Annotated in this window: 10 protein-coding genes; 7 read left to right on the top strand and 3 right to left on the bottom strand. The window is 70.5% G+C overall.

Annotation, left to right across the window (positions count from 1 at the left end; genetic code table 11):
• A partial coding sequence (locus tag ACFXPK_RS11980) for an NADAR family protein (protein ID WP_385074310.1) occupies positions 1-488 on the bottom strand: 488 nt, incomplete at its 3' end.
• A 251-nt stretch (positions 489-739) separates the two neighbouring features.
• Here ACFXPK_RS11980 and ACFXPK_RS11975 point away from each other — a divergent pair.
• The 7 genes from ACFXPK_RS11975 to ACFXPK_RS11945 all read left to right on the top strand — a co-directional run bounded on the left by ACFXPK_RS11975 (position 740) and on the right by ACFXPK_RS11945 (position 9,433).
• On the top strand, positions 740-2,275 hold the full coding sequence (locus tag ACFXPK_RS11975; protein WP_385074307.1) for a gamma-aminobutyraldehyde dehydrogenase: 1,536 nt from the start codon (positions 740-742) through the stop codon (positions 2,273-2,275).
• Between the two features lie 155 nt (positions 2,276-2,430).
• Complete coding sequence (locus tag ACFXPK_RS11970) at positions 2,431-3,678, top strand: spermidine/putrescine ABC transporter substrate-binding protein (RefSeq protein WP_385074338.1); 1,248 nt, start codon at positions 2,431-2,433, stop codon at positions 3,676-3,678.
• A gap of 200 nt (positions 3,679-3,878) precedes the next feature.
• Entirely contained in the window at positions 3,879-5,228 is a 1,350-nt protein-coding gene (locus tag ACFXPK_RS11965; protein ID WP_385074304.1) for an ABC transporter ATP-binding protein, read from the top strand.
• Positions 5,225-6,169 carry an ABC transporter permease gene (locus ACFXPK_RS11960; RefSeq protein ID WP_385074301.1) on the top strand — a complete coding sequence of 315 codons (945 nt, stop codon included), beginning with the start codon at positions 5,225-5,227 and terminating at the stop codon, positions 6,167-6,169. The genes ACFXPK_RS11965 and ACFXPK_RS11960 overlap by 4 nt, the downstream gene beginning before the upstream one ends.
• A gap of 113 nt (positions 6,170-6,282) precedes the next feature.
• A complete protein-coding gene (locus tag ACFXPK_RS11955; RefSeq protein WP_385074299.1) occupies positions 6,283-7,089 on the top strand; it encodes an ABC transporter permease in 807 nt (268 codons plus the stop codon).
• 89 nt (positions 7,090-7,178) lie between these two features.
• Positions 7,179-8,603, top strand: coding sequence for an NAD(P)/FAD-dependent oxidoreductase (locus ACFXPK_RS11950; protein ID WP_385074296.1), 1,425 nt, complete (start codon positions 7,179-7,181; stop codon positions 8,601-8,603).
• Positions 8,604-8,953: 350 nt separating this feature from the next.
• The gene (locus tag ACFXPK_RS11945) at positions 8,954-9,433 is read left to right on the top strand and encodes a hypothetical protein (RefSeq protein WP_384997066.1); all 480 of its coding nucleotides are present in this window, start codon (positions 8,954-8,956) and stop codon (positions 9,431-9,433) included.
• Positions 9,434-9,465: 32 nt separating this feature from the next.
• On the opposite strand, the gene ACFXPK_RS11940 is transcribed toward ACFXPK_RS11945, so the two are convergent.
• Both ACFXPK_RS11940 and gabT read right to left on the bottom strand, forming a co-directional pair.
• Positions 9,466-10,122, bottom strand: coding sequence for a phosphatase PAP2 family protein (locus ACFXPK_RS11940; protein WP_385074293.1), 657 nt, complete (start codon positions 10,120-10,122; stop codon positions 9,466-9,468).
• Positions 10,123-10,657: 535 nt separating this feature from the next.
• On the bottom strand, positions 10,658-11,992 hold the full coding sequence (gabT, locus tag ACFXPK_RS11935; RefSeq protein ID WP_384997070.1) for a 4-aminobutyrate--2-oxoglutarate transaminase: 1,335 nt from the start codon (positions 11,990-11,992) through the stop codon (positions 10,658-10,660).
• Positions 11,993-12,203: the final 211 nt, after the last annotated feature.

The raw sequence follows: 12,203 nt of genomic DNA, 5'->3' as shown, positions 1-12,203 counted from the left end.
CGCTGGCCGGCGGGGGGGCGCCGCCGCCCCCTCCCCGCCCCCCCGCCCCCCCCCTCGACGAGAACCCGGTCGCCCGTACCCAGCAGGAAGTCGCGCAGCGCCGCGTCCTGCCCGAATTTGTGGACGCTGCCCGCCACCACGATCCCGTAGCGCTCACGCTCCCAGACGGTGTCATCGAACTCGCGTACCAGCCGCCCCGCCTTCTTGGCGAGCGCCGGGTTCGCGGCGTCCAGAGCAGCACGCTCGGCCTCCTCGTCGCCGAAGAGCCGGGCCTTGGCCGCCATCATCCAGTGCTCGGCCGTCGCGTACTCGACGCCGTCGACCGTGAACGGTGCGGGCCACCACTGGCTCAGACAGCTCGTACCGAGCGCGCCGTCCCGCCGCGGGGTGTGCCCCCAGAAGTGCAGGTACTTGACCGTCGCGCCGCCCTGAACCCGATCGGTCAGCTCGGCATGCGTACGTACGGAATTCCCCGTGTTCGTCCCCATGCCCTGGAGTCTGTCAGCCACCACTGACAACGCCCCTCGGTTTTTCGGACGACGACGCCTCCGGCTTCCCGCCTGCCCACCGATTCCGTCGCGTAACCAAAAGGCAACAACGGAATCCCTTGTTGAGGCGGAAGTGCTCTGTCAGGATCGGCAATCAACTCAAGCCGGGACAACAGTTCGCAGCAGTTCACAACTGTTCGCAATCGTTCGTACAAGGGCCGCTGCCGTCGGCCGGGACATCGGAGAGCGTCATGGCCAACCGCTTCCAGGTGCGGGACCGTTTCGCGGAGGGCGCGCAGTTCGTCGGCGGGCGGCCCCGACCGGGCACCTCGGGACGTCCGCACGCCGTCGTGAACCCGGCGACCGGCGAGGACGTCTACGCGTACGAACTGGCCGGCCCCGCCGACGTGGACGACGCCGTAGCCGCCGCGCACGCCGCTTTTCCCGGCTGGGCGGGTGCGACGCCCGGCGAGCGTTCCGACGCCCTGCACCGCCTGGCGGACGTTCTGGCCGCCCAGGCGGACGACTTCGCCTACGCCGAGTCGCTGCAGTGCGGCAAGCCGATCAAGCTCTCCACCGAGTTCGACGTTCCCGGCACCGTCGACAACACCGCCTTCTTCGCGGGTGCCGCACGCCGCCTGGACGGTGCCTCGGCCGGTGAGTACAGCGGCGACCACACCTCCTCCGTACGCCGCGAGCCGATCGGCGTCGTCGGCTCCGTGGCGCCGTGGAACTATCCGCTCCAGATGGCCGCGTGGAAGATCCTCCCGGCCGTCGCCGCGGGCAACACGGTCGTTCTGAAGCCCGCCGAGCTCACGCCCTTCACGTCGCTGATGTTCGCCCGGGCGGCCCAGGAGGCCGGTCTGCCCGACGGTGTGATCAATGTGGTCACCGGGGCGGGCCCCGACGCCGGAGAACGCCTTGTGGGCCACCCTGATGTCGCCATGACGTCGTTCACCGGCTCCACCGCCGTGGGGAGGCGCGTCGCGGCGATCGCCACCGCCGCCGTCCCCGTCAAGCGCCTCCACCTCGAACTCGGCGGTAAGGCCCCGTTTCTCGTCTTCGACGACGCGGACCTTGAGGCCGCCGTACACGGGGCCGTCGCCGCGTCGCTCATCAACGGCGGCCAGGACTGTACGGCAGCCACCCGCGCCTACGTCCAACGGCCGCTGTACGACGCCTTCGTCAGCGGTGTGGCCGACCTCATGACGACCGTCCGCCTCGGTGACCCCTTCGACGAGGCGACCGACCTCGGTCCGCTCATCTCGCACGCCCACCGCGACCGTGTCGCGGGCTTCGTCGACCGTGCCCGCGGCTACGCCCGCGTCGTCACCGGTGGGGAGGCCCCGGGGGGTGACTGGAAGAACGGCGCCTATTACCGCCCCACACTCGTCACGGACGCCGCCCAGGACAGCGAGATCGTGCAGTCCGAGATCTTCGGCCCTGTCCTCGTCGTTCTCCCCTTCGACTCCGACGACGAAGGCATCCGGCTCGCCAACGACACCCCGTACGGACTCGCCGCCTCGGCCTGGAGCCGCGACGTCTACCGCACCGGCCGCGCGGTCCGGGAGATCCGGGCGGGCTGCGTATGGGTCAACGATCACATCCCGATCATCAGCGAGATGCCGCACGGCGGCTACAAGGCCAGCGGGTTCGGCAAGGACATGTCCGCGTACTCATTCGACGAGTACACGCAGCTCAAACATGTGATGTACGACAACACGGCGGTGGCCAGGAAGGACTGGCACCGCACCGTCTTCGGTGACCGGCCTCGCAGCCGTCCCTGAGGCCCCGCACGGGGCTGCGGGCTTTGCTGAGCCTCCGGCCCCCCCCCAGAGCCCGCCGGGAGGCCCGCTCAAGGCCACCGAAGCCGTTGAAGCCACCGAGAGCAGCCACCGAAGCCGTCGAACCGTCCAGCCGGAGGGCAGAGCGTATGGAGCAGATGGAGCAGTACGAGCCCGGCCCGCCGTCCGCGGCGCAGTGGGCCGCTGTACGCCGCACCATGACCAGCGGCCGGGGCGCCCTCACGCGCCGCTCGATGCTGCGTGCCACCGGCGCCGGCGCCCTCGCACTGGGCGGGCTCGCCGCGCTGGGCGGCTGCGGTATCCCGCCCGCGAAGCGGGAGGGCGAAGGGCCTGCATCCACCGATCACTCGGCCGAGGAGAAACGCGTCGTCTTCTCCAACTGGACCGAGTACATGGACGTAAGCGACGACGAGAAGCACTACCCGACGCTGGATGCGTTCACCAAGCGCACCGGGATCACGGTCAAGTACACCGCGGACATCAACGACAACGTCGAGTTCTTCGGCAAGGTCAGGCCACAACTCGCCGCAGGCCAGGACACCGGGCGGGACCTCATCTGCGTCACGGACTGGCTCGCCGCCCGCATCATCAGGCTCGGCTGGGCGCAGAAACTCGACCCGTCCCACCTCCCGCACGCGTTCGCCAACCTCTCCGCACCGTTCCGCTCGCCCGACTGGGATCCGGGCCGCGCCTACTCGTACCCCTGGACCGGGATCCCCGCCGTCATCGCGTACAACGCGAAGGCGACCGGCGGGCGTACGGTCGACTCCGTCTCCCAGCTCCTGGACGATCCGAAGCTCACGGGGCGGGTGGCCTTCCTCTCCGAGATGCGCGACACCGTCGGGATGACCCTCCTGGACCTCGGCAAGGATCCGGCGGCCTTCACCGACGACGACTTCGACGCCGCCCTCGCCCGGATCCAGAAGGCCGTCGACAGGAAGCAGATACGCCGCTTCACCGGCAACGACTACACCGCGGACCTCGACAAGGGCGACATCGCGGCGTGCGTCGCCTGGGCGGGGGACATCGTCCAGCTCCAGAACGACAACCCGGACATCAAGTTCGCCATCCCCCGGGCCGGCTACATGCTCTCCAGCGACAACCTCCTGGTACCGGCCATGGCGCGGCACAAGACCAACGCCGAGCAGCTCATCGACCACTACTACCGGCCGCCGGTCGCCGCGCGGCTCGCCGCGTACATCAACTACGTCTGCCCGGTCGACGGAGTGCGCACCGAGCTGGCCAGGATCGACAAGTCGATGGCGGACAACGCCCTGATCCTTCCGAACGCGGAGATGGCCGCCGCCGCGCACGCCTTCCGCTCGCTCAGTGCCGAGGAAGAGACGGCGTACGAACAGAAGTTCGCCAAGCTCATCGGTGCGTAGGTGCGTAGGTGCGTAGGTGCGTAGGCGGTCGCGCGGGGCACGCGGGCCGCGCCGTACGCCGCGCGCAGCGCCCCGCACCGCTGGCGCCCCGCACCGTACGCCCCGCCTCGTACGGCCTTCCGTGCGTCACCACAACGCCCCGTCGACCCCGCGCCGTACGCCCCGTCCGTCCATCTCTCTCCTCTCCGGGACCGTGACCCATGACAGAGACCGCATCCACCAGCCGGGACGGCGGCGACGTCCGCCTCACCGGGATCAGCAAGACGTACGGTTCGTTCCGCGCCGTACGGCCCCTCGACCTCACCGTGCCGCAGGGTTCCTTCTTCGCCCTCCTCGGCGCGTCGGGCTGCGGCAAGACCACCACGCTGCGGATGATCGCCGGCCTGGAGGAACCCACCACCGGCACCGTCTTCCTGGGTGACAGGAATGTGACGGGCCTTCCTCCGCACAAGCGTCCCGTCAACACCGTGTTCCAGAGCTACGCCCTCTTCCCGCATCTCGACATCTACGAGAACGTCGCCTTCGGGCTGCGCCGTCGCGGCATCAGTTCCGTACGCAAGCAGGTCGGTGACATGCTCGACCTCGTCCAGCTCGGCGACCACGCCAGGCGCAAGCCGCACCAGCTCTCCGGCGGCCAGCAGCAGCGTGTCGCGGTGGCCCGCGCGCTGATCAACCATCCGCAGGTGCTCCTTCTCGACGAGCCGCTGGGCGCCCTCGACCTCAAGCTGCGACGCCAGATGCAGGGGGAGCTGAAGCGCATCCAGACCGAGGTCGGCATCACCTTCATCCATGTCACCCACGATCAGGAGGAGGCCATGACCATGGCCGACACCGTCGCGGTGATGAACGCGGGGGGAGTCGAACAGCTCGGCAGCCCCACCGACCTCTACGAGAACCCGCGCACCACCTTCGTCGCCAACTTTCTCGGTACGTCCAACCTCATAGAGGCCGTGACGGCCGACGTGCGGGGCGACGACGTGGCCGTCACGGCGGGCGGCGCGACGCTCCTGCTCCCCGGTGGCCGATGCGCCGCGCCGACCGCGCGGGGCGGCAGGCTGCTGGTCGGCGTGCGCCCCGAGAAGATCTCCCTGACCCATACGGACGACGCAGGCTCGATCCCTGAGGGACGCAACCGCATATCCGGGCGGATCACCGACTCCCGCTTCATCGGAGTCTCCACGCAGTACGTGGTCGAGAGCGCCGTCTGCGCCGCACTGGAGGTGTACGCGCAGAACGTCGAGCGCGACAGCCGACTCGTCCCCGGCGCCGCGGTCGTCCTGCACTGGAACCCGGCGCACACCTTCGCCCTGGACGCCGCGCAGTCGCCGCTCGCGGGCACCACGGGCGACGTCGGCGTCCATACGGACATGGCTCCTGGCGGCGGCGCGGGCGCCGACGCGCGTACCGGAGCCCCCGACGCGGACACCGGGGCCCCGTCCCGGGTCTCCTCCAGCGGCCCTGCCCGCCCCGTGGACGCCGCTACGGCGCGGGCCCAGGCCGAGGCTCAGGCGCCCGCCCGTGTCGGCAAGGCCGGAGAGGAAGGCGCGTGACCACCACGGAAGCGCCACACGGCGCGCCCGCCCCGCCGTCCGGCACCGAATCCGGGCCTCCCCCGCACAAGTCCTCCGCGCGCAGGCGCCTTGTCCCGTACTGGCTGCTCCTGCCCGGAATCCTCTGGCTGCTGGTCTTCTTCGCGCTGCCGATGGTCTACCAGGCGTCGACCTCCGTGCAGACCGGCTCCCTGGAGGAGGGCTTCCAGGTCACCTGGCACGTCCAGACGTACTGGGACGCGCTCCAGGAGTACTATCCGCAGTACGTCCGCTCCGTGCTGTACGCGGGCACCGCCACACTCCTGTGCCTGCTGCTCGGTTACCCCCTCGCGTATCTCATCGCCTTCAGAGCGGGCCGCTGGCGCCATCTGTTTCTAGTCCTCGTCATCGCCCCGTTCTTCACCAGCTTCCTGATCCGCACGCTCGCCTGGAAGACGATCCTCGCGGACGGGGGCGCCGTCGTCGGCGTACTGGACGCCCTGCACATCCTCGACGTGACCAGTTGGCTCGGCTGGACCGAGGGCAACCGCGTCCTGGCCACCCCCATGGCGGTCGTCTGCGGCCTGACGTACAACTTCCTGCCCTTCATGATCCTGCCGCTCTACACCTCACTGGAGCGCATCGACAGCCGGCTGCACGAGGCCGCGGGCGACCTGTACGCGAGGCCGCTGACGACCTTCCGCACCGTGACGTTCCCGCTCTCCATGCCCGGCGTGGTCTCCGGCACGCTGCTCACCTTCATCCCCGCGAGCGGCGACTACGTCAACGCCGAACTGCTCGGCTCCACCGACACCAAGATGGTCGGCAGCGTCATCCAGACGCAGTTCCTGCGCGTCCTCGACTATCCGACGGCCGCCGCGCTCTCCTTCATCCTCATGGCGGTCGTCCTGCTGATGGTCACCGTCTACATCCGCCGAGCAGGGACGGAGGACCTGGTCTGATGACGCAGAGAAGCCCGAGAAGCCAGAGGAGCACTGAAGGGCCGTCGGAACCGGTGAGCGCGGTACGGCGCATGCCACGGGGCGTTCCGCGGGATGCTCCACGGGGCGGCCCCATGGCCGTCACGCGCTGGGTACGGCGCAACCTCGTGGTCATCGCCGGTCTGCTGACGCTCGGCTACATGATCGTGCCCAATGTCGTCGTGATGGTCTTCTCCTTCAACAAGCCGAACGGCCGCTTCAACTACGCGTGGCAGCGGTTCTCCCTGGATGCCTGGAAGGACCCGTGCGGCGTCGCCGACCTCTGCGGCTCGCTGTCGCTCTCGCTCCAGATCGCCGCCTGGGCGACGCTCGGCGCGACCGCGCTCGGCACCATGATCGCCTTCGCGCTGGTCCGCTACCGCTTCCGGGCGCGCGGATCGATCAACTCGCTGATCTTCCTGCCGATGGCGATGCCCGAGGTGGTGATGGCGGCGTCGCTGCTGACGCTCTTCCTCAACCTGGGCGTGGAGCTCGGCTTCTGGACGGTCCTGATCGCCCACATCATGTTCTGCCTCAGCTTTGTCGTGACCGCTGTCAAGGCGCGCGTCATGTCCATGGACCCGCGGCTCGAAGAAGCGGCGCGCGATCTCTACGCGGGGCCGGTGCAGACCTTCGTACGGGTCACCTTGCCGATCGCCGCTCCCGGTATTGCGGCGGGGGCGCTGCTCGCTTTCGCCCTCTCGTTCGACGACTTCATCATCACCAACTTCAACGCCGGATCGACCGTGACCTTCCCGATGTTCGTATGGGGCTCCGCGCAGCGCGGCACACCGGTGCAGATCAACGTCATCGGGACGGCGATGTTCATCGTCGCCGTCCTGGTGGTGGTCGTGGGCCAGATGATCGGCAGCCGGCGGAAGAAGACCGCCGCGACCATCTGACACGGATTCGCGGACCGCCCGCCTTCATAGCGGCCCGATTCGGCAAGGCCCCTGTCCCGAGCAGGTCGAAGGAGAAGGAGTCGGAGCACATGGCCGTGAACCCTGGCGCCGCGCGCGCCGTCGCGGCGGCGTCCCTCGCCGGCGCGCGCCCCGTACCGTACTGGCTGGACTCCCCGGATCGGCCCGCGGCGCACGCCGCGCTCACCGGCGACGAACACTGCGATCTGCTCGTCGTCGGCGGCGGCTACAGCGGCCTGTGGACGGCCCTCCTCGCCAAGGAACGCGCCCCGGAGCGCGACGTCGTGCTGATCGAGGGCCAGGAGGTGGGCTGGGCCGCCTCGGGCCGTAACGGAGGCTTCTGCGCGGCCTCCCTCACCCATGGCTTCGGCAACGGCCTCGCACGCTGGCCCGACGAACTGCGCGCACTGGAGGAACTGGGCGAGCGCAACCTCGACGCCATCGAGGCTGCCGTCGCCCGGTACGGCATCGACTGCGCCTTCGAGCGCACCGGCGAGATCGACATCGCCACGGAGCCGTACCAGCTCGACGTACTCCGCGAGTTGTACGAGGAACGCACACGGCTCGGCGCCAAGGGCCTCGAACTCCTCGACCGCGACGCGGTACGCGCCGAAGTCGACTCGCCGACCTTCCTGGGCGGTCTGTGGGACCGTCGCGGCGTCGCCATGCTGGACCCGGCGCGGCTCGCCTGGGGGCTCAAGCGGGCCTGCGCGAAACTGGGCGTGCGCATCTACGAGAACACCCGCGGCCTGGCGCTGGCCCGGTACGGCGCGGGAATGGCCCTGCGTACCCCGTACGGACGGATCTTCGCCCGGCGCGTCGCGCTCGGCACCAATGTCTTCCCGTCACTGGTCAGGCGGGCGCGCCCGTACACCGTGCCGGTCTACGACTACGCCCTGATGACGGAGCCGCTGACGCCGCGGCAACGGGGCGCGATCGGCTGGCACAACCGGCAGGGGCTGGCGGACAGCGCCAACCGGTTCCACTACTTCCGGATCACCGCCGACCACCGTGTGCTGTGGGGCGGTTACGACGCGATCTACCCGTACGGTGGCCGGCTCGGCGCCGAGAGGGAGCGGCGCCCGGAAACATCCCTCACGCTCGCCGCCCACTTCTTCCGCTGTTTCCCGCAATTGGAGGACGTGCGCTTCAGCCACGCATGGGGCGGAGCGATCGACACGTGCTCCCGGTTCTCGGCGTTCTTCGGTACGGCGTACGGCGGGCGGGTGGCGTACGCGGCGGGCTACACCGGCCTGGGCGTCGGCGCGACGCGCTTCGGCGGCGACGTGTTGCTCGATCTCCTGGCGGGGGAGCGGACGGAGCGTACCGAACTGGCCATGGTCCGAGACAAGCCGCTGCCTTTCCCGCCCGAACCGTTCGCGTGGGCCGGAATCGGCGTCACTCAATGGTCGCTGGCGCGCGCGGACGCCCGCGACGGCCGGCGCAACCTCTGGCTGCGCACGATGGACCGGCTCGGGCTGGGCTTCGACAGCTGAGCGGGATCTGGAGCCGAACGCCGCGACGCACACGGCCCCGGGCCGGGAGCTGTCCGCGCCGTACGGGGCGTGAGCGGTACGGGGCCGGCGCCGGGCCGGGGCCCCGCCCTGTACCGAGGCGCAGTGAGGTGGCGCCCCGGGCGGCGGCGCCCCCGGCGCCCCGTGCGGCGCGTACAACGGCACGGCGACCGGGCCCCGAGACTCCTTCACACGCGTCTTGCTGCCCCCGAATCAGAACCTGTGAGTCAGATCACCGGAAGATGATGAACGGAACCCGCGTAATCGATCGCCCCCACCGCCCTCCCTCTTGTGGACAGACTGTCCAACAACACGGATGGGAGGCCGGGCAGATGACTGCCTCGGGGGCAAAGAGCGCGGTGGAGTGGCTGGTGTCGGTGGCACCGGATCCCGAAGCCTGCCGGTGGGAATGGGAGCGCAGCACGAGCGGGGTGGCCCTTCTGCCGGCCGGCAGGCGCTGGGACGTACTGATCCTGCCGGGCGATCTCGGTTACCCGACGCTCGACGTGCTGACCCGGCTCGTCGACCGTCCCGGTCCCGTGCTCGCCGACTTCGGCGACGCCCGGATGGGTTTCTTCGTGCCGCCGGGGACGGTCGCGCGCTGGATCGGTACAGGGGTACGGGGCGCCGGACGAGGCACCTGGATCGTCGTCCCGTACCCGGGCCGGGCGCACGGCGGGGTGCGCTGGCTGATTCCGCCGGACGGCGCGGGAACCCTCACGGACGCGGCGCTGCTGGAGCTGGCCATGCACGAGGCGGCGGCCAACATGGCACGCGGAGGGGTTACGTGGGAGGGCGACGCCGAGGAGTGAGGCGTGTCCCGACCAGGGCCGCCTCGGATGCCTCAGCCGGACACAGGCGGGCCGGCGGGCGGGGCCGCGCCGTCGCTGTGCCCGGTGTGTCGCGAACCGGCGCCCCGGCCGCGTCCAGGGCCGGCGTGACGTTCGGGTGGGCGCCGACGGAAACGGTGGATGGCCGCTTCCGTAAGGAGGAGCAGCATTCCGCACAGCGCCAGGCTCCCGAGGACGTCGAGCGGCCAGTGGTAGCCGCGCAGTACGAGGCCCACGCCCGTCGCCAGGGTGAGGAGCGCGGCGACGGGCAGCGTCCTGTACCGCCCGACGTACGGGGCGAGAAGCAGCGCGGCGCCGACGTACGCGACCATCGCCGTCGCCGTGTGCCCTGACGGGTAGTAGCCGGTCGCGTCCGTGAGCGGACCCGGCCGGTCGATCCACACCTTGAGCGGTACGACCAGAGCGGGGACGCCGGCCATCGCCACGGCGGCCCCCAGCGGCCGTGCGCGCTGCCCGCGCCGCAGCGCCTCACCGAGCGCGAGGGCCAGCACGGGCAGGGCGACCGGCATGCCGCCGAGGTCGGAGAGGAACTGGGTCAGTGGTTTCGGCCCCGTGCCGGCGAGTGCGAGCCCGATCCGTTCGTCGACGGTGCGCAGCGGCCCGCCGACGGACGTCTGCCATGTGACGAGTGCGAAGAGGACCGCGCACACGATGAGGGCCGCGAGAGCGGGACGGGAGAAAAGAGGCGGCCGCCCGGGAACAGGGGGGGTTGTTCCGGGGCGGCCGTCAGGACCGGTGTACCGCACGCCCCGGGGGGTTTGGGGCGGGCGGCCATCCGATCGGTGAGGAGATCCAGAGCCAGAAGCTCCAGTGGTGTGCGCGAAGGCACGACCAAAGCGACGCTGGGGATGCCCCGCATTGGTGTCGCCCACAGTTCCCTGTGCAGTTCCCTGTGAGCGGGGTGTTTCTCTCATCTGGCAAAACCGTACGTCAGGGCCGGGGGCTCCGACAGTCGGAACCCCATCCCGCCATGGCCCTCGCACACCTTCTTCACAGGCCCTCACCGGTGTGACGGACCCCGTCACACCGCGGGAGCGGTGCGTCGGCGGGGCGCCCGCGCCGCGGTCCGCCGCGCAACGCGCAGTGGGTTCCGCGGCGCGGCGCAACGGGGCGCGGGGAGCCGTTGAGAGCCTCTATAAGAGGCTCGGAGAAGCCCGAAGGCCCCGCGTTCCCTATGAGCCGGACTCAGAGAGCGGCGAGCGACCGCTCGATGATGTCCAGGCCCTCGTTCAACAGCTCCTCGCCGATCACCAGGGGAGGCAGGAAACGCAGGACGTTGCCGTACGTGCCGCAGGTGAGGACCAGCAGCCCCTCCGCGTGGCACGCCTTGGCGAGTGCCGCCGTCGACTGCGGGTCCGGCTCCTTGGTGTCGCGGTCCTTCACCAGCTCGACCGCGATCATCGCGCCGCGTCCACGCACGTCGCCGATCACGTCGTACTTCTCCCGCAGCGCGGAGAGACGGTCCTTCATGACCGTCTCGATACGGCGCGCCTTCGCGTTGAGGTCCAGCTCCTTCATCGTCTCGATGGAGCCGAGCGCGGCGGCACAGGCCACCGGGTTCCCACCGTACGTACCGCCGAGCCCGCCCGCGTGCGCGGCGTCCATGATCTCGGCACGCCCCGTGACGGCGGCGAGCGGCAGGCCGCCCGCGATCCCCTTGGCCGTGGTGATCAGGTCGGGGACGACTCCCTCGTCCTCGCACGCGAACCACTGGCCGGTGCGGCAGAAGCCCGACTGGATCTCGTCCGCCACGAACACGATGCCGTTCTCCTGGGCGAACCGTGCCAGGGCGGGCAGGAAGCCCTTCGCCGGCTCGATGAAGCCGCCCTCGCCGAGCACGGGCTCGATGATGATGGCGGCGACGTTGTCGGCACCGATCTGCTTGCTGATCTGGTCGATGGCCTGGGCGGACGCCTCGGCGCCGCAGTTCTCGGGGCCGGTCGGCCAGCGGTAGCCGTAGGCGACCGGGACGCGGTAGACCTCCGGCGCGAACGGTCCGAAGCCGTTCTTGTACGGCATGTTCTTGGCGGTCAGCGCCATGGTCAGGTTCGTACGGCCGTGGTAGCCGTGGTCGAACACGACGACCGCCTGGCGCTTGGTGTGCGCACGGGCGATCTTGACGGCGTTCTCCACCGCCTCGGCTCCCGAGTTGAAAAGAGCCGACTTCTTGGGGTGGTCGCCCGGCGTCAGCTCGGCGAGCTGCTCGCAGACCTCCACATACCCCTCGTAGGGCGTGACCATGAAGCAGGTGTGGGTGAAGTCCGAGAGCTGGGCGGCGGCGCGGCGTACAACGGCCTCGGCGCTGGCGCCGACCGAGGTCACGGCAATTCCGGAACCGAAGTCGATCAGCCGGTTGCCGTCGACATCCTCAAGGATGCCGCCGCCGGCACGCGCGGCGAAGACGGGCAGGACGGACCCCACACCCGCGGCGACCGCGGCGGTACGGCGGGCCTGCAGCTCCCGCGACTTGGGTCCGGGGATGTCGGTGACGACGCGGCGCTCCTGCGGAATGGCGGTCATGAGGGGCTCCTGGGGGTATTCAGGGTCTTTCTCCGCAGGCTAGGGGCGGGAGAGGAAAGCAGGCATGCTCCGATCGGGAGTGGTAGGGGGCGTGTCGTTGTCCGCAGCGGATATAGCGACCCGCTCCGCCGGGGGGGCGGGGGCGGCCCCCCCCCGCCGCCCCCCCCCCCCCGCCCCGGCGCCGCCCCGCGGCCCCCCCGCCGCCCCCCCC

The sequence above is a fragment of the Streptomyces sp. NPDC059142 genome, from assembly GCF_042755665.1.
In the GTDB taxonomy this organism is placed as follows: Bacteria; Actinomycetota; Actinomycetes; order Streptomycetales; family Streptomycetaceae; genus Streptomyces.
The sequence above is the reverse complement of the archived record's forward strand: the minus strand, read 5'-3'. Positions and strand labels throughout refer to the sequence as shown.